Below are 16,748 nucleotides of genomic sequence, written 5' to 3' on the forward strand. Positions count from 1 at the left end.
CCGGCCGGCGTCGATAGGGTCGCTGCATGCGTGTCGAGGAGCTGCTGGCGTTGGACCGGGCGCACGTCTGGCACCCGTACGGGCCGATGCCCGGGCGGAGCGCCCCGCTCGTCGCGGCCTCCGCGGAAGGGGTGCGGATCCGCCTGGCGGAGCCGTTCGAGGGCCACGACGAGCTGGTCGACGGGATGGCGTCGTGGTGGTCGGCGATCCACGGCTACCGGCACCCGGCCCTCGACGCGGCCGCGCTGGGGCAGCTCGGCCGGATGAGCCACGTGATGTTCGGCGGGTTCACGCACGAGCCGGCGGTCTCGCTCGCGGCGCGCCTCGTCGAGCTGACGCCGGAGCCGCTGCGGCACGTGTTCTTCAGCGACTCGGGGTCGGTGTCGGTCGAGGTCGCGGTGAAGATGTGCCTGCAGTACCAGCGTTCGCTCGGCCGCCCCGCGAAGCGCAGGCTGCTGACCTGGCGCGGCGGGTACCACGGCGACACCTTCCACCCGATGTCGGTCTGCGACCCCGACGGCGGGATGCACAGCCTGTGGACGGGGGTGCTGCCGGCGCAGGTGTTCGCACCGGAGCCGCCGGCGGCATTCGACCCGGCCTACGCGGCGGCGCTGACCGCGCTCATCCACGAGCACGCGCACGAGCTGGCGGCGGTCATCGTCGAGCCGGTCGTGCAGGGCGCCGGCGGGATGCGCTTCCACGCGCCGGAGTACCTGCGGGTGCTGCGGGACGCGACCCGCGACGCGGACGTCCTGCTGATCTTCGACGAGATCGCGACCGGCTTCGGCCGCACCGGCGCGCTGTTCGCCGCCGACCACGCCGGGGTCTCGCCCGACGTGATGTGCGTCGGCAAGGCGCTCACCGGCGGGTACCTGTCGCTCGCCGCGACCCTGTGCACGGCCGAGGTCGCCGACGGCATCTCGCGGGGCGGCGTGCCGGTCCTGGCGCACGGCCCCACGTTCATGGCCAACCCGCTGGCCTGCGCGGTCGCCGGGGCGTCGGTGGACCTGCTCCTCAGCGGCGACTGGCAGGGCGACGTGAAGCGGATCGAGACGGTGCTCTCCTCCGGTCTGGAGGAGGCCCGCGAGCTGCCGGGTGTCGCCGATGTACGGGTCCTCGGCGGGATCGGTGTCGTCCAGCTCGACCACGAGGTGGACATGGCGGCGGCGACACGGGCGGCCGCAGCGCACGGGGTGTGGCTGCGGCCGTTCCGCGATCTGATCTACACGATGCCGCCGTACGTGACGACCGCATCGGACCTGTCGTTGGTCGCGGCGGCCATGGTGGCCGCCGCGGCCGCCGGCTAACGGCCCTGCAGCGACTTCACGTTGTCGCCGAAGGACCAGCCCTTCGAGCCGTCCCAGTTGATCGACCAGGTCATCAGGCCCTTCAGCTGGGTGTTGTACGCCTGCGACACCAGCGACGGGGCCATGTAGCCGCCACCCGCGCCGGGCTGGGCGGGCAGGCCGGGGACCTGCTTGTCGTACGGCACCCGGATCGTCACACCCTGGATGGTGAGGCCGCTGTTGAGGCAGTTCGTCTGCACCTGGAAGCCCTGCACGGTGCCGGCCGAGTAGGAGTCACCGGAGCAGCCGTACATGCTGCCGTTGTAGTACTGCATGTTCAGCCACCACAGCCGGCCGTTGTCGACGTACTTCTTGATGATCGGCAGGTACGAGCCCCAGATCGAGCCGTAGGTGACGCTGCCGCCGGTCACGTACGCCGTCTCCGGCGCCATCGTCAGGCCGAAGTTCGACGGCATCTGCGCGAGCACGCCGTCGATGATCCGGATCAGGTTCGCCTGCGACGTCGACAGCGTGTTGATGTTGCCGCTGCCGCTGAGGCCGGTCTCGATGTCGATGTCGATGCCGTCGAAGTTGTACGTCTTGAGGATCGGCACGATCGTCGCGACGAACCGATCGGCGACGGTGCTGGAGCTCAGGTCGATGCCGGCCGCCGCACCACCGATCGACATGAGGATCGTCGCGCCGGCCGCCTTCGCCGCGCACATCTCGGCGGGCGTGGACACCTTGACGCCGGCGTCCATGCCGTCCTCCCACAGCACGGTCCCGTCGGACCGGATCACGGGGAACGCGGCGTTGATGACGTTGTACCCGTGCTGCTTGATCCGCGAGTCGGTGATCGGGACCCAGCCCATGCCCGGGTGCACGCCGTTCGAGGCGCCGTCCCAGTTCTCCCAGTAGCCCTGCAGGACCTTCCCGGCGGGCCGCGACTTCACCGCGCAGGTGTTGCCACCCGGCGGCGTCGACGTGGACGGGCTGGTGCTCGGGCTCTTGCTCGCGCTCGGGCTGGTGCTCGGGCTCCTGCTGGCGCTCGGGCTGGTGCTGGGGCTCCGGCTCGCGCTCGGGCTGCTGGTGGGCGTGCCGCCGGTGCACGCGCCGAGGTCCTTCCACAGCGACGGGGTCGAGGCCGGGTTCCAGCCCGCGCCCACGTACGCGGTGTGCGTGACCAGCGCCTGGTACAGCTTCCCGCCGTAGGTGACCTGCGTGCCGGCGGTGTAGGTGTTGCCCTCCGCCCACGCGGGCGCCGAGCACGCGACTGCGGCGGCGGCGTTGCTGGCGGCCTCGGCCTGGGTGACGGTGGCCATGACCATGCCCGCCACTAGCGTCACCGCCGCGCCGGCAATCAGGGCAAATGTTCGACGTTGCGCTCTCATAGCGAGCCCTCCACATCGATGGGATCGATGGGCAGGGACTGTATCAGTTAAGTTTCTTTCACAAAAGAAGTACCTCTATGTGCCCAGGTCGTAGCGTTGCGCGCTTTAAGGTTCTGTTACGTTACGCCCGCCGCTCGGCTGGCGGTGGCGGGCTAGCGGGCGCCGCCGTTGACGTAGAGGGTCTGGCCGGAGACGTAGGAGGCCTCGTCGCTGGCCAGGAAGGCGATCACGGCGGCGACCTCCTCGGGCTGGCCGACCCGGCGCAGCGGGGTGCGGGCGGCGACCTCCTTCTGGTGGTCCTCCGGGGTGCTGCCGACGCGGGAGGCGGTGGCGGCGGTCATCGGCGTGGCGATGTAGCCGGGCGCGACGGCGTTGACGGTGATGTTGTACGGGCCGAGCTCGATCGCCAGGGTCGCGGTGAGGCCCTGGACGCCGGCCTTGGCCGCGGCGTAGTTGGCCTGGCCGCGGTTGCCGAGCGCGGAGCGGCTGCTGAGGTTGACGATGCGGCCGGAGCGCGCCGGCACCATGTGTCGCTGTGCGGCGTGGCAGCACAGGAACATGCTGGTCAGGTTGGTGGTGAGGACCGCCTCCCACTCCTCGAACGGCATCTTGAAGAGCAGGTTGTCGCGGGTGATGCCGGCGTTGTTGACGAGGATGTCGAGCGCGCCGAAGTCCTCGACGACCTGGTCGAACGTGCGGTCGACCGCGCCCTGGTCGGTGACGTCGCAGGAGTACGCGGTGCCGACACCATCGGGGACGCGGGACGCGTCCAGGTCGAGCAGCGCGACGCGGGCGCCCTGGGCGGCGAGCAGGCGGGCCGTCGCCAGGCCGATCCCCTGGGCGGCCCCGGTCACGACGGCGGTCTTCCCGGCGAATCTGGACATGATCACCTTTCCACGAGGACGGCGGAGCCCTGCCCGACGCCGACGCACATGGTGGCGAGGCCGCGGGTGGCGCCGGTGCGGCGCATGCGGTGCAGCAGGGTGGTCAGGATGCGGGCGCCGGAGCAACCCAGCGGGTGGCCGAGGGCGATCGCGCCGCCGGACGGGTTGACCAGGTCGGGGTCGATCCCCAGCTGGTCGGTGACGGCGAGCGCCTGCGCGGCGAAGGCCTCGTTGAGCTCGGCGGACTGCACGTCGCCGAGCTTCCAGCCGCTGCGGGCGAGGACCCGGCCGGTGGCGGGGACGGGGCCGATGCCCATCACGTCGGGGTGCACGCCGGCGGAGGCGCCGGCGACGTACCGGCCGAGCGGCTCCAGGTCGAGCTCGCGCAGCGCCTCCTCGCTGACCAGGAGCAGGCCGGCGGCGCCGTCGTTGAGCGGGGAGGAGTTGCCGGCGGTCACCGTGCCGCCCGCCTTGAAGACCGGCTTGAGGCCCGAGAGCTTCGCCAGGCTCGTGTCGGCGCGGATGCCCTCGTCGGAGAAGACACCGCCGACCGGGATGATCTCGTCGGCGAAGTCGCCGGCGTCCCGGGCGCGCGCGGCGAGCTGGTGGCTGCGCAGCGCGAACGCGTCCTGCCGGTCGCGGGACACGTCGTAGCGGGCGGCGACCTCCTCGGCCGTCTCACCCATGCTCAGCACGCCGTGCAGGTCCTTCATGAGCGGGTTGGTCAGGCGCCAGCCGAGGCGGGTGTCGGCGAGGGGCATCGTCTGCGGCAGTGCGTCGTCGGGTCGGGGGAGCACGAACGGCGCCCTGCTCATCGACTCGGACCCGCCGGCGACGACCACGTCGGCTTCCCCCGCGGCGATGGTGCGGGCCGCGACGGTCACCGCCTCCATGCCGGACGCGCACAGCCGGTTGACGGTCGCGCCGGGCACCGACTCGGGCAGCCCGGCGAGCAGCACGGCCATGCGGGCGACGTTGCGGTTGTCCTCACCGGCCTGGTTGGCGGCGCCCCAGTAGACCTCGTCGACGCGGGCGGGGTCGATCCCCTCGACGAGGGTCCGGATCACGGTGGCCGCGAGGTCGTCGGGGCGGACATGGCTGAGGCCGCCGCGCAGCTTCCCGATGGGGGTCCGCCGCGCGGCGGCGAAGTAGACGGCACGCATGCCCAATAAACTAACACTGTTAGTCTGCGTCAGGTAGGCTCCGCACCCTGTACAGCGCGCCACAGCCAGACCCCTGACGCGCGCCGGGACAGCAGGCCCGTCACCCGGTAGGGGAACGGGGTGACCGACCCGTCCGGGTGGTGCTCACTGCCGTCGGCCTCGGCGAGGACGAACGCGCCGCTGGGCACCGCGTGCACCGTCGCCGCGGTGGCCTGCCAGCTGTAGGACTCCGGCCGGGCGAACAGCGTCTCGAGGAGCTTCTCGACCGAGGTGCGGCCGGTCGCCGACTCGCCGGCCTCGCTACCCACGTACGTGATGTCGTCGTCGGGGACGAAGCACGCCAGTACCGCGGCGGCATCCTGCGACAGGAACGCCATCCCCAGCCTGTCCACCATCTCGATGGGGTCGCTCATGACGGGCTCACCACCAGTTGTCTGGGCGAGCGCATGCCCGGCAGGAAGAGGAACGCGAACGTGACGATCGCGCCGAGGACGCCGGCGCCCACGAGGGTGTTCTGCACGCCGATCGCCGACGCCACGGGGGCGGCCATCGCGTAGGACAGCGGCACCAGGGCGATGGAGATGAACCAGTCGACGCTGGAGACCCGGCCGAGCAGCTCCTCCGGCACGAGCTTCTGCTTCGCCGTCGCCCAGGCGATGGTGCCGGCCGCCTCCAGGCCGTTGACCAGGGCGCACGCGATGGCGAGGTGCCACGAGGCGGTCGCCATGCCGTAGCCGGCGACAGCGAGGGTGGCGAGCGTCCAGGTGATGTAGATGAAGGGCATGTACCGGTTCGGCACGCCGCGCTGGCCGACGATGAGGGCCGCCGCGATCGCCCCGAGGCCGCCGCTGGCGAGCACCAGGCCGAGGTCGCCGGCGGTGCCGTGCAGCTCGTTCTTCACCACGAACGGCAGCAGGACCTCGGTCGGGCCGATGAAGAGCAGGTAGGCGAAGGTCGCGGCGAGGAAGGTGCCCCACAGCCACGCGTTGCCGCGGACATAGTTCATGCCCTCCTTGAACTCCTCCCACACCGAGCCCGTTTCCCCCTCTGAAGCCGAAGCCTGCGAGGAGGCGACCGGCCGCATCAGCCACAGGCAGGTGGCGGAGATCGCGAACGTGGCCGCGTCCAGCGCGAACGCCAACCCGCTACCCCCGATCGCGATCAGGATGCCGCCGATCGAGGGGCCGGCCATCTGCAGCGCCGCCGGCCGGACGAACTGGTCGAGGGCGTTCGCCTGGACCAGGTCGTCCGCCGGCACCAGCTGCGGCACGATCGAGTCGAAGGCCGGGCCGAAGAAGCCCGAGGCGGCCCCGTAGACCGCCACGAGCGCGACGATGTGCCACACCTGGACCACGCCGGTCAGGCTGAGCACGGTCAGGACGGTGAGCACCGCGCCCCGCACCAGGTCGGTGCACAGCATGATCTTCCGCCGGTCGAACCGGTCGCTGATCACCCCGCCGAACAGCAGCGTGGCGACCTGGGGCAGCGAGAGGGCGAACCCGACGACGGACATCGCCGCGGGCGCGCCGGACAGCGCGTACACCTGCCAGGCCAGGGCGACGAGCAGGATGCCGTCACCGATCAGTGAGGTGCTCATCCCCGTCCAGAGCAGGCGGAAGTCCCGCTGCCGGAGCGGCACGAGCAGCCCGGGGAGCTGCCGCGGGGCGCGGTGCTTCGCCATCAGGCCGCGTCGCGCAGCTGCTGGCGGTCGGCGAGCTCGGAGAGCACCACGTTGAGCTGGTCCAGCTCCTCGTCGGTGTTCGCCGCGGTCACCTGCACGCGGAAGCCGACCTGGTCGCGGGGGACCAGCGGGTAGGCGGCCAGGGTGACGTAGATGCCCCGGTCCCACAGGAACTGCCCGATCTCCTGGATGTCCTGGCCCTCGGCCAGGGGCAGCTCGATGATGGGCGTGGTGCCGGTGTTCGGCGTGTACAGGCCGAGGCCGCGCACGTGGTCGAGCACCTTCATCGTCTTGCGGTACAGGTCGGCGCGGATCTCGTCGCCGCGCTTCTCGTTGACGTCGAGGCCGGCCATGACGGTGGCGAGCGACGCCGTCGGCGACGGGCCGGAGTACAGGTACGGCGGGGCGGCGACCTTGAGGTGGTTCTTCAGCCACGTCGGCAGCGCCAGGAACGCCATCAGCGACGAGTACGACTTGGAGAAGCCGCCGACCAGCACGATGTTGTCGTAGGTCTCGCCGGCGTACCTGACGATCGCGTTGCCGCGGGAGCCGTAGGGCGAGGTCTCGTCCGGGGTGCGCTCGCCGATGACGCCGAAGCCGTGCGCCTCGTCGACGTAGAGCAGCGCGTCGTTCTCGCGGCAGACCTGCGCGAAGCGGGCCAGGTCGGGGGCGAGGCCGGTCATCGAGTTGACGCCGTCCATCGCGACCAGGCGGGTGACGCCGGCCGGCGCCGCCTTCAGCAGCTCCTCGAGGTGCTCCGGGTCGTTGGCGCGGAAGCGGGTGACGGTCGCGCCGAGGCCCTTGGCGTACATGCAGCCGTCGTAGATCGTCTTGTGCGACTGCGAGTCCAGGAAGATCATGCCCTGGCCGGCGAGGATCGGGATCACCGACATGTGGATGTGGGTGATCGTCGGCAGCAGCAGCGTGTCGGGGGCGCCGAGCAGCTCGGTGAGGCGCTCCTCGATCTCGAGGTAGGGCTTCGGGTTGCCGAGCAGCCGCGACCAGCTGGGGTGGGTGCCCCAGGTGCGGATGTACGGGTCGACCGCGTCCATGATCTCCGGCTCCAGGTCGAAGCCGAGGTAGTTGCAGGAGGCGAAGTCCGACAGCCAGTGCTGGCCGACCCGGATGCGACGGCCGTCGATCTCCTCGATCGTGGCGTCGTACATCGGGCTGCTCGTGCGCAGGCGCTCGAGGTCGGCCCACCGCCCGTCACGGCGGATGTAGCTGGCCTTGGTGCTGTGCATCGGGCTGACGGTCATTCGTCCTGCCTTTCGTAGAAGGGGTGTCGCAATCCATTGCAACGGGCAATTGGTGCGTCACCTGGTCCGGCGCGGTTGCTGTCCGGTTGGATGACGCGGGCCGTCGGTGGTTCAGGCCATCGCGGCGAACGGCGCCGCTTTGGGGATCAGGGCGAAGGCGTCCCGCTCGGAGAGCGGCTTCGCGAAGAGGTAGCCCTGGCCGTACGGGCACCCCATGTCACGCAGGGCCAACGCCTGCGCGGACTCCTCGACGCCCTCGGCCACGACCGCGAGGTCGAGCGTCTGGGCGAGGGTGACGATGGCGGTGACGACCGCCCGCTGCTGTTTGGACTCCAGCATGTCGTCGATGAACGACTTGTCGATCTTGAGCACGTCGATCGGCATGTGCTGCAGGTACGACAGCGACGAATAACCGGTGCCGAAGTCGTCGATCGCGAGCCGGACGCCCATCGCCCGCAGCGCGTCGAAGTCGGCCCTGACCTGCTCGTCGTTGCGCAGCAGCAGGCTCTCGGTGATCTCCAGCAGCAGCGTGCCGGGCTCCACGCCCGAGGCCTTCAGCAGCTGCCGGACCTCCTCGACGAAGCCGGGGGTGCGGAACTGCCGGACGGAGACGTTGACGCTGATGTACCGCAGCGCGCCCGGCGCCGTGGAGCGTTGCCACCGGCCGACGGTGTTGAGCGCCTGCTGCAGCACCATCCGCCCCATCGGCACGATCAGGCCGCTCTCCTCGGCCACCTCGATGAAGTGGCCGGGCGCGATCATGCCCCTGGTCGGGTGGTTCCACCGCACGAGCGCCTCGAAGCCCAGCGGCGAGCCGGTCTCCAGGTCCACGATCGGCTGGTACTGCAGCACGAACTGCTGCTCCTTGACCGCCTGGTCGAGCGCGGCGCGCAGCTCCAGCCGTTCGAGCACCGCCGTGTGCAGGTCCGACTGGTAGCGCCGCCACTGGCCCTTGCCGGCGCCCTTCGCCACGTACAGGGCGAGGTCGGCCTGGCGCATGAGCTCCTCGGCGGAGTTCGCGTCGACGGTGGTGGATAGCCCGACGCTGGAGATGCCGTTGACGTCCTGACCGGCGATCTCGAACGGCTCGGCGAGCGCGAGCACGATCCGCTCCGCCGCGAGCTCCAGCTCGGCCATCGAGCCGGTCTCGATCAGCGCGGCGAACTCGTCGCCGCCGAGCCGGGCGACCGTGTCGGTGTCGCGCAGCGCCCCGATGATCCGCTCGCCGACCGCGATCAGCAGCGCGTCGCCGACGGCGTGCCCCAGCGTGTCGTTGACGATCTTGAAGTCGTCCAGGTCGATGAACAGGACGCCGACCAGGCTCCCGTCGCGCTTGGACCGGGCCACGGCCTGCTCCACCCGGTCCTGGAAGAGCACCCGGTTGGCCAGGCCCGTCAGCGAGTCGTGGAACGCCTGTCGGATCAGCTGCTCCTCCAGCTGCCGGCGCTCGGTCACGTCCCGCACGGTGAGCACCAGGCCGCCGACGGTCTGGTCGTCGCGAAGGTCCCGGCAGTCGACCTCGACCAGGAGGCCGGCGCCGTCGACGCGCTCGGCGCGCAGGTCGATCTGGTTGTGCGCGTGCACCCCGCCGCGGACCTGGGCGAGCAGCTCGGCGAGGCGGGCCCGCTCGTCGGCGGCGACGAACTCCCACAGCTCGTAGCCGGCGAGCCGCTCGTCGCCGAACACGGTGCCGGCGGCCGGGCTGCAGTACTGGATCAGGTCGTGCTCGTCGACGATGAGGATCACGTCGGACGTGTTGTGGATCAGGGTCCGGAAGTAGGCCTCGCTGCTGCGCCGGTTGACCTCCGCGGTCAGCGTCATGCGCTCCAGGGCCATGGCGGCCTGCGACGCGAGCACCTCGAACGTGGTCTGCAGCGCCTGCAGCGCCTCCGTCGGCGCGCCCACGAACAGCATGCCCTCGATGCCCATCGGGTGGCGCAGCGCCGAGCTGTAGCCGCGCAGCTGCTCCCGGACGTCCGGGTCCAGCCCCGACACGCGGACCAGCCCCGGCTCGTCGACCCGATCGGCGCGCACCAGCACGACCGTGTGGGCCATACCCTCCGGCAGCAGCCGGTCCACGGTGTGCCGCACGGCGGCGAGGGTCTCCGCGGCGTCGGCGGCCGACACCAGCGTGGTCGTCGCCTCGCGGAGCTCCCGCTCGCGGGCCATCGACTGGCGGTGGTTGCCCATGACGCCGGCGAGGCGGGTGAGCACCAGCACGAACATGACGCCGGACATGACCGCGATGACGGCCGCGTCGCGGACCGTGCCGAGGCTCGCCTCGACCAGCAGCACCCCGGGCGCGATCAGCGACGCCGCGCCGAGCAGCGCGATGCGGCGCACGCCGACCTCGCCCGACCGCGACCTGACGGGCTCGGTGAGCTCCACCATCGACGGGTGCAGCGCCGCCGCGGCCCACGCCGAGTAGCAGAGCACCCAGCCGAGGTCCGTGGGGCCGCCGACGTGCCAGTCGCCGTTGAGCTGGATCAGGCCGTACACGACGTCGGCGACGAGCAGTCCGGTGGTGCCGAGGCCGAGGATCACGATCGACGGGCTGCGGCGCCCGCTGCTGGTGATCAGGCGGGCGAACACCGCGAGGGTGAGCACGTCACCGAGGGGGTACGCGACGGAGACCAGCTTCTGCACGAGCGTCAGCTCGGTGCTGCGCACGTACGGGTCGATCAGGAAGATCCACGCGAGCAGGGCGATGCCGATGGTGAGCGTGGTCGCGTCGAGCAGGCTGTCGCGGTCGTTGCGGCCGGTCCTGGAGCGGATGAAGCCGAGCAGGCCGCCGGCGACGAGGGGGTACATCGCCAGGTACAGCACATCGTTGACCGAAGGGAACGGGTTGGTCATCCCGAACACGTCGGTGAGCAGGTTGTACACGAAGTCGCCGGAGCCGAACGCGAACAGCGCGGCGGCGAGCAGGTACCACGGCCAGCGGCGCGACGGGCGGTGCACGGCCACTCCGACGACGACCCCGGCGGTGCTGGACAGGCCGATCGCGCCCCACCAGAGCATGTGCTGGCCGGGCCACAGGTAGAACGCCACGGTGAGCAGCGCCATCCAGGCCGCGAACCAGGTGCTGAGCGTGCGTGTCAGCAAGTCCGCCTCCGTTCCGCTCGCCGTCGGGAAGTTCTCCGCGATTGACCAGATCGGTCACGCGATGAAGGTCTGAACAATTACCGGGGTGCGGGTCTGGTCCACTGAGTTGCCGGCCGGGTCGGCCGAACGCCTGACGCCGGTGCCGCGCCGTGTGCCGGTCGTCCGCGCCAGCCGGCCGAGAGCGATCAGCGCCGCGAACGCGCCGAGCACCGGCAGCGCCCGCCCCTCGCGCAGCCACAGCGCCGGCAGGCCCACCTTCGGCACCCGGAGCCGGGCGAGGCCGCGCACGCGGGCCGCCGGGTTCCGACGCGTTGGCGTCGCCCTCCGTGGTGAAGGCGCCGTCGGCGTTGCGCCGCACGACCTGGTGCACCAGCAGCGTGCCGGGCCGGGCCGGGTTCTCGACCACGACGACCTGCCCCGGCCGGACCAGCTCGGGTGCCACCGGCGCCGGCACCACCGGGTCGCCGGGCGCGATCCCGGGCCGCATCGAGCCGGTCAGCACGACCTGGCTGTCCCATCCGAACGCCACCGGCACGAGCGTCGCGCCGACGCAGGCCAGCGTCGCGGCGGGGCGCCCCGCACGGGGATTCTGAACAGCTCGAACACAACATCTGGCTCATCGGCCGCCAGTCACCGCACCGGCACTCACACCGTCCGCTGGAACGCCGGCGGCGCGTTGCGGGTCGGCCGGCTGCGCACCACGGCGGCCGGCTACGGCGGGGCGTTCGGCGGCGCGGTCGACGACGTGCGGCTCTACGCCCGGGCGCTCAACGCCTCCGACGTGGCGAACCTGTTCGCGAACGCCGCCGTCGAGCCGGGCCCGGGGGTGGTGCCGAACCCGATCACCGTCGGGCTGCCCGGCGCGCTGCAGGGCGCCCAGCAGGGGCAGTCGGCGAGCACCGCGACCGGCTACCGTGGCGTCACGAACGTGTCCTCGAACCCGACCGTCAGCAACCCGGGGCCGTTCACGGCCGAGGCATGGATCCGCACCTGGGCGGGCGGCGCGGTCATCGGCTCCAGCGCCGGCGCGACCGGCTACAGCGGGGTCCGCGACCGGTTGCTCCACGTCGAGTTCAACGGCCGATTGTGGTCGCCTCGAACGCCGCGCAGGCCACGGCGGAGGACTCGACGGGCTACCGGCGGGATCAGCCTCGCCGGCTGGCCGAACCGCCCGGCGAACGACTACTTCACCGGGGTCATCGACTTCACCGGGGTCATCGACGAGCCGGCGGTGTTTGCGGCACAACTGAGCGACCAGCAGATCGCCTCGCACTTCCACGCGAACCACTGAGCACGAGGGCCTTCGTCTCCCGGGTGATCTGGTGGTGGTGCTGCGGCTCGGCGTAGAAGCTGAGCCCGATCACGCTGCCCAGGGTGATCACGAAGCCGGCCGCCACCAGCCACTCCTTGCCCGGCCACACGCCGTCGCCGAGGAAGAGCAGGCCGATCAGAGCGGCGGGCACCGCGCCGGCGGCGTCCATGGCGGCGACCGCGGCGGTGGTCGAGCCGCGCTGCATCGCCAGGCCGAGCAGCAGCTGGCCGACGAGCGAATGGGCGATCAACAGGTACGACAGCGGGTCGGTGAAGAACTGGCCCACGTTGTCGGCGGAGGCGAGCGGGCGGGACGCGACGGCCGCGGCCCCGAACGCCACTCCGGACAGCGCGCCGAGCGCCACCGAGCCGGGCGCGCCGTGCAACCGGCCGGCGAAGAAGCCGATGACCGCGATCACGCCAAGCGCGACGACGAGCCCGGCCACGCCGGCCGTGCCGAGCTGCCGTGACGGGGCGGGCTTCGCCGCCAGTACCAACGCGGCGAGACCGAACGCGAGCAGCACCAGCAACGCGAGCTCGGTCCGCGGCAGCCGCCACTTGAGGATGAGGACGCCGAGCAGCGCGGTGACCCCGAGCCCGGCCGCCATCGCGGACTGCACCAGGAACAGCGGCAGGTCCCGCCGGGCGAAGAACGCGAGCGCGAAACCGCCGAACTGGCACGCGACGCCGACGAGGTACGACTTGTGCCGCCCCAGCCGCAGCAGCAACATCGGGTGGAACCCGTGGTGCAGGTCGGTGCGTGCGGCGGCTACCGATTGCAGCAGGTTGGCCACTCCGTAGGCAGCGATCATCGCGCCGAGGAACAGCCAACTCCAAGATGCCACCCGGAGAGGATAGACCCGGTTCGGGGCAGTGGCATGCGGACCATTCGGTTTAGCCGGACAAACCAGACAATCTGGGGTTTCCCAAACGGGTGAGAACGTCCTCGTGAAGGTGACCGTTCGTAGCGATCGCGCTTCCGCCGCCCGGACCCGGCTCGCCCTGCAGGTCGGTGAAAGTGCCACCCGCCTCGGTGACGATCGGCACCAGCGCCGCGAGGTCCCACAGCGACAGCTCCGGCTCGACCATGATGTCCACGGCGCCCTCGGCGAGCAGCATGTACCCGTAGAAGTCGCCGAACGCCCGCTGGCGCCACGTCCGGCGGGTCAGGTCGAGGATGGCGTTGAGCCGCCCCGCCTCCTCCCAGCCGCGCAGCGAGGAGTAGCAGAAGCTGGCGTCGGCGAGCCGGTCGACACCACTCACCCGGATCGGCGTCGCCGCGGCCGTATGGCGCCCCGCATACGCACCGTGACCGAGCGCGCCCCACCAGCGCCGCCCGAGCGCCGGCGCGGACACCAGCCCGACCACCGGCTGGGCGCCCTCCATCAATGCGATCAGCGTCGCCCAGATGGGTACTCCGCGGACGTAGTTCTTCGTGCCGTCGATCGGGTCGATCACCCACTGGCGCGTCCCGGGACCGGCGGCGGCCTCGGTCGCCCCGTACTCCTCGCCGAGGACCCCGTCGCGCGGCCGGGCCCGCTGCAGCGTCGCCCGCAGCGCCTTCTCGACCGCCGTGTCCGCCTCCGTCACCGGCGTCAGGTCGGGCTTCGTCGACACGTGCAGATCCTGGGCCCGGAACCGGGGAACGGCGATCGCGTCCGCGGTGTCGGCAAGCAGGTGAGCGAGGGCCAGGTCGTCCGCGTAGCGCGCCATGCGCGGAAACTTAGCCGACGATCGCCACCTTCTGGCAGTACTGTCGCCGTTTGTGACCACCTCGCCGGCCGCCCTGTGTGGCCTCCTTGCGGAAGAGGACCGGCTCCGGGTTTACGCCGCCGTGGTGCTCGGGGCACCGGGCATCGCCGCGATCTCGGCCGCGACCGGCCTGCCGGCCCGCGCCGTCGTCGCCGCCGTCGGCCGGTTGCGGCAGGGCGGGCTGCTGACCGGCGGCGACGGTGCCCTGCGCGCTGACGTCGAGGTCTTCAAGGAATCCGTCCGCGCGCACGCCGCGACCCCGGCCGCCGTCGAGCCCATGGACCCCGACCGCCAGCGCGACCAGGTCCTGCGCACGTTCGTCGTCGACGGCCGGCTGACCCAGATGCCCGCCGCCCACGGCAAGCGCCTGGTGGTGCTGGAGCACATCGCGTCGTCGTTCGAGCCGGGCGTGCGCTATCCGGAGCGGGAGGTCAACGCGGTGCTGCGGGCATGGTTCGACGACCACGCGGCGCTGCGGCGCTACCTCGTCGACAACCAGCTGCTCTCCCGCGCCGACGGCGTCTACTGGCGCACCGGCGGGCCGGTGGCCGTCTAGGCCTCGTCCTGGAAGTCCTGGGGGTCCTGGGGGTCCTTCGGATCTCCGGTGCCCTCCTTGGACGCGAGCAGGCGGCGGAACGAGGCGAGCCGCCTCGGATCGGCGCCGCCCTCGGCGACCAGCATGTCCAGGCCGCACTCGCCGCCGGCGCCGGTGTGGTCGCAGTTGGGCGCGCACCTGGTCGACGCCTCGACCAGGTCGGGGAACCCGTGCAGCAGGCTGTCCGCCGACACGTGCGCCAGGCCGAACGACCGGACGCCCGGCGTGTCGATGATCCAGCCGCCGTCGTCCGGCAGGCGCAGCGCCACCGCGCTGGTGGACGTGTGCCGGCCCTTGCCGACGGCGCTGACCACGCCGACCGCCCGGTCGGTGCCCGGGACGAGCCGGTTGACCAGCGTCGACTTGCCGACCCCGGAATGGCCGATCATCACCGACACCCGGCCGCTCAGCGCCTCGACGAGGTCGTCGATGGGCTCGCCCGGCCGGCACAGCACATACGGCAGGTCCAGCTCGGAGTAGTAGTCCAGCACCGCCTCCGGGCCCGCCAGGTCACCCTTGGTGAGGCACAGCAGCGGCTCGATCTCGGCGTCGTACGCGGCGACCAGGCACCGGTCGATGAAGCCCGTCCGCGGCGGCGGGTCGTGCAGCGAGTTGACGATCACGAGCTGCTCGGCGTTGGCGACCACGACGCGCTCGAAGCGCCCCTCGGTCGAGCCCTCCTCGTCGTCGGCGGTGCGCATCAGCACCGACCGCCGGTCGTCGATGCGCACGATCCTCGCCAGGGTGTCCGGCCGCCCGGTCACGTCCCCGACGATCTGGACGTTGTCGCCGACGACGACGCCACGGCGGCCCAGCTCGCGGGCGCGCATGGCGGTCACGACCGCGTCGGTGTCGGCGATGTGGCAGGTGTACCGCCCGCGGTCGACCGCCACGACGAACCCCTCGACCGCGTCGCTGTGCTTCGGCCGGGTGCGCGTGCGGGGTCGCGAGGACCGGCTCGGGCGGACCCGGACGTCATCCTCGTCGTATTCGCGCTTGCGCGTCAGTCTTGTCCTCCAACCGAGCCCGGACCATGCACCATGGTTGACCATAGCCGGGGGAAGTCCGGCAGTGTCTTCGCGGTGCATGCCACATCGTCCAGCCGCACCCCGGGCACGGCGAGCCCGACGACGGCGGCGGCGTGCGCGAGGCGGTGGTCGTCCCGCGTGACGAACGTGCCGCCGCGCAGCGGGCGGGGCCGGATCCGCAGGCCGTCGTGGTCCTGGGCGATGTCGGCGCCGAGGCCCGCCAGGCCCTCGACGAGCGCGGCGATCCGGTCGGTCTCGTGGGCGCTCAGGTGCGCCAGGCCGTGCAGGTGCGACGGGGAGTCCGCGACGGCGGCGAGGGCAGCGAGCACCGGGGCCAGCTCCGCGACGTCGGCCAGGTCGGCGGTGAGGCCGTGGACCGCGCCGGTGCCGCGCACGACCAGCCCCTGCCGGGTGACCGCGGGTGAGCCGCCCATCTGGCGCAGCAGGTCCAGCAGCCGGTGGCCGGCCTGGATGCCGGAGCGCGGCCAGCCGGCGAGGGTCACGGCGCCGCCGGTGACCAGCGCCGCGCCGAGGAACGGCGCGGCGCCCAGCAGGTCCGGCTCGATGTCCCAGGCGCGGCCGTGGAGCGGGCCGGGCTCGACCACCCACACGTCCGGCCGGCTGTCGTCGATGGCGGCCCCGGCGGCGCGCAGCATCTGCACCGTCGTGCGCAGGTGGGGTGCGCGGGGCAGCGCCGGGCCGGCGTGGCGCACGGTGAGGCCGCGGTCGAACTCCGGCGCGGCCAGCAGCAGCCCCGACAGCATCTGGCTGGAGGCCGACGCGTCGATCGTCGCCGTGCCGCCGGTGACCCGGCCGATGCCGTGCACCGTCAGCGGCAGCCCGGCCCCGTAGTCCACCCGCGCGCCGAGGGTGCGCAGCGCGCCGATCAGGGGCGCCATCGGCCGCGTGCGGCTGCGCTCGTCGCCGTCGAAGGTGACGGCACCGTCGGCCAGCCCGGCGACCGGCGGGAGGAAGCGCAGCACCGTGCCGGCGGTGCCCACGTCGACCCGGGCCGGGCCGCCCAGCGGGCGGGGCCGCACCAGCCACAGGTTGTCGTCGGAGGTGGACACGTGGCAGCCCATGGCGCGCAGGCCCGCCGCCATCAGCTCGGTGTCGCGGGCCCGCAGCGGAGCGCGCAGGGTGCTGGCGCCCAGGGACAGCGCGCCGAGGACCAGCGCCCGGGCCGTCATCGACTTCGAGCCGGGGAGCCGGACCGTGGCGGTGACCGGCGCCGAGGCGGTCGGCGCGATCCACGGCAGGGACACGGGGGCGGTCAGGCGAGGCACGCGTTCA

The 16,748-nt window shown here is 72.2% G+C and carries 16 protein-coding genes; 4 read left to right on the forward strand and 12 right to left on the reverse strand.

Translation table 11 applies throughout. The features are described 5' to 3' along the window. The first annotated feature begins 26 nt into the window (after positions 1–26). Positions 27–1,307: an adenosylmethionine--8-amino-7-oxononanoate transaminase gene (locus ACFY3L_RS06480; RefSeq protein WP_389319379.1), complete on the forward strand. Its 1,281-nt coding sequence runs from the start codon at positions 27–29 to the stop codon at positions 1,305–1,307. Here ACFY3L_RS06480 and ACFY3L_RS06485 read toward each other — a convergent pair. The 8 genes from ACFY3L_RS06485 to ACFY3L_RS06520 all read right to left on the reverse strand — a co-directional run bounded on the left by ACFY3L_RS06485 (position 1,304) and on the right by ACFY3L_RS06520 (position 11,057). Further along, a complete protein-coding gene (locus tag ACFY3L_RS06485) occupies positions 1,304–2,677 on the reverse strand; it encodes a carbohydrate-binding protein (protein WP_389319381.1) in 1,374 nt (457 codons plus the stop codon). The genes ACFY3L_RS06480 and ACFY3L_RS06485 overlap by 4 nt on opposite strands. Positions 2,678–2,829: 152 nt before the next feature. Then, on the reverse strand, positions 2,830–3,561 hold the full coding sequence (gene fabG / locus ACFY3L_RS06490; RefSeq protein WP_389319383.1) for a 3-oxoacyl-ACP reductase FabG: 732 nt from the start codon (positions 3,559–3,561) through the stop codon (positions 2,830–2,832). Positions 3,562–3,563: 2 nt separating this feature from the next. After that, positions 3,564–4,724, reverse strand: a complete 1,161-nt coding sequence (locus ACFY3L_RS06495) for a thiolase family protein (protein ID WP_389319385.1) — start codon at positions 4,722–4,724, stop codon at positions 3,564–3,566. A 29-nt stretch (positions 4,725–4,753) separates the two neighbouring features. Further along, positions 4,754–5,137 (reverse strand): YybH family protein, encoded by a 384-nt coding sequence (locus tag ACFY3L_RS06500; RefSeq protein WP_389319387.1) that lies wholly within the window; start codon positions 5,135–5,137, stop codon positions 4,754–4,756. Continuing rightward, a complete protein-coding gene (locus ACFY3L_RS06505) occupies positions 5,134–6,405 on the reverse strand; it encodes an MFS transporter (protein ID WP_389319389.1) in 1,272 nt (423 codons plus the stop codon). Before ACFY3L_RS06505 ends, ACFY3L_RS06500 begins: the two co-directional genes overlap by 4 nt. Then, the gene (locus ACFY3L_RS06510) at positions 6,405–7,649 is read right to left on the reverse strand and encodes an aminotransferase class I/II-fold pyridoxal phosphate-dependent enzyme (protein WP_389319391.1); all 1,245 of its coding nucleotides are present in this window, start codon (positions 7,647–7,649) and stop codon (positions 6,405–6,407) included. The genes ACFY3L_RS06505 and ACFY3L_RS06510 overlap by 1 nt, the downstream gene beginning before the upstream one ends. 126 nt (positions 7,650–7,775) lie before the next feature. Continuing rightward, positions 7,776–10,769, reverse strand: a complete 2,994-nt coding sequence (locus ACFY3L_RS06515) for a putative bifunctional diguanylate cyclase/phosphodiesterase (RefSeq protein WP_389319393.1) — start codon at positions 10,767–10,769, stop codon at positions 7,776–7,778. Between the two features lie 54 nt (positions 10,770–10,823). After that, positions 10,824–11,057, reverse strand: a complete 234-nt coding sequence (locus ACFY3L_RS06520; RefSeq protein ID WP_389319394.1) for a hypothetical protein — start codon at positions 11,055–11,057, stop codon at positions 10,824–10,826. A gap of 23 nt (positions 11,058–11,080) precedes the next feature. On the opposite strand from ACFY3L_RS06520, the gene ACFY3L_RS06525 reads away from it, so the two are divergent. Then, positions 11,081–11,362 (forward strand): hypothetical protein, encoded by a 282-nt coding sequence (locus ACFY3L_RS06525; protein ID WP_389319395.1) that lies wholly within the window; start codon positions 11,081–11,083, stop codon positions 11,360–11,362. A gap of 83 nt (positions 11,363–11,445) precedes the next feature. After that, positions 11,446–12,060 carry a hypothetical protein gene (locus tag ACFY3L_RS06530; protein ID WP_389319396.1) on the forward strand — a complete coding sequence of 205 codons (615 nt, stop codon included), beginning with the start codon at positions 11,446–11,448 and terminating at the stop codon, positions 12,058–12,060. On the opposite strand, the gene ACFY3L_RS06535 is transcribed toward ACFY3L_RS06530, so the two are convergent. After that, on the reverse strand, positions 11,984–12,892 hold the full coding sequence (locus ACFY3L_RS06535) for a hypothetical protein (protein WP_389321065.1): 909 nt from the start codon (positions 12,890–12,892) through the stop codon (positions 11,984–11,986). The genes ACFY3L_RS06530 and ACFY3L_RS06535 overlap by 77 nt on opposite strands. Before the next feature lie 82 nt (positions 12,893–12,974). Continuing rightward, positions 12,975–13,793, reverse strand: coding sequence for a histidinol-phosphatase (gene hisN / locus ACFY3L_RS06540; protein WP_389319397.1), 819 nt, complete (start codon positions 13,791–13,793; stop codon positions 12,975–12,977). Between the two features lie 52 nt (positions 13,794–13,845). Between hisN and ACFY3L_RS06545 the strand changes: the two genes are divergently transcribed. Continuing rightward, positions 13,846–14,388: a DUF2087 domain-containing protein gene (locus ACFY3L_RS06545; protein WP_389319399.1), complete on the forward strand. Its 543-nt coding sequence runs from the start codon at positions 13,846–13,848 to the stop codon at positions 14,386–14,388. On the opposite strand, the gene rsgA is transcribed toward ACFY3L_RS06545, so the two are convergent. Then, complete coding sequence (gene rsgA, locus ACFY3L_RS06550; RefSeq protein ID WP_389319401.1) at positions 14,385–15,479, reverse strand: ribosome small subunit-dependent GTPase A; 1,095 nt, start codon at positions 15,477–15,479, stop codon at positions 14,385–14,387. The genes ACFY3L_RS06545 and rsgA overlap by 4 nt on opposite strands. Further along, on the reverse strand, positions 15,431–16,741 hold the full coding sequence (gene aroA / locus ACFY3L_RS06555; protein ID WP_389319403.1) for a 3-phosphoshikimate 1-carboxyvinyltransferase: 1,311 nt from the start codon (positions 16,739–16,741) through the stop codon (positions 15,431–15,433). Before aroA ends, rsgA begins: the two co-directional genes overlap by 49 nt. Positions 16,742–16,748: the final 7 nt, after the last annotated feature.

The organism is Dactylosporangium sp. NPDC000521, from assembly GCF_042898305.1.
GTDB lineage: Bacteria > Actinomycetota > Actinomycetes > Mycobacteriales > Micromonosporaceae > Dactylosporangium.

Coding starts and splice junctions, on each gene's coding strand:
- ACFY3L_RS06485 (WP_389319381.1), bottom strand. CDS start 2,677: ATGAGAGCGCAACGTCGAACATTTGCCCTGATTGCCGGCGCGGCGGTG.
- ACFY3L_RS06535 (WP_389321065.1), bottom strand. CDS start 12,892: ATGATCGCTGCCTACGGAGTGGCCAACCTGCTGCAATCGGTAGCCGCC.
- hisN (WP_389319397.1), bottom strand. CDS start 13,793: ATGGCGCGCTACGCGGACGACCTGGCCCTCGCTCACCTGCTTGCCGAC.
- ACFY3L_RS06505 (WP_389319389.1), bottom strand. CDS start 6,405: ATGGCGAAGCACCGCGCCCCGCGGCAGCTCCCCGGGCTGCTCGTGCCG.
- ACFY3L_RS06495 (WP_389319385.1), bottom strand. CDS start 4,724: ATGCGTGCCGTCTACTTCGCCGCCGCGCGGCGGACCCCCATCGGGAAG.
- rsgA (WP_389319401.1), bottom strand. CDS start 15,479: ATGGTCAACCATGGTGCATGGTCCGGGCTCGGTTGGAGGACAAGACTG.
- fabG (WP_389319383.1), bottom strand. CDS start 3,561: ATGTCCAGATTCGCCGGGAAGACCGCCGTCGTGACCGGGGCCGCCCAG.
- ACFY3L_RS06500 (WP_389319387.1), bottom strand. CDS start 5,137: ATGAGCGACCCCATCGAGATGGTGGACAGGCTGGGGATGGCGTTCCTG.
- ACFY3L_RS06510 (WP_389319391.1), bottom strand. CDS start 7,649: ATGCACAGCACCAAGGCCAGCTACATCCGCCGTGACGGGCGGTGGGCC.
- ACFY3L_RS06480 (WP_389319379.1), top strand. CDS start 27: ATGCGTGTCGAGGAGCTGCTGGCGTTGGACCGGGCGCACGTCTGGCAC.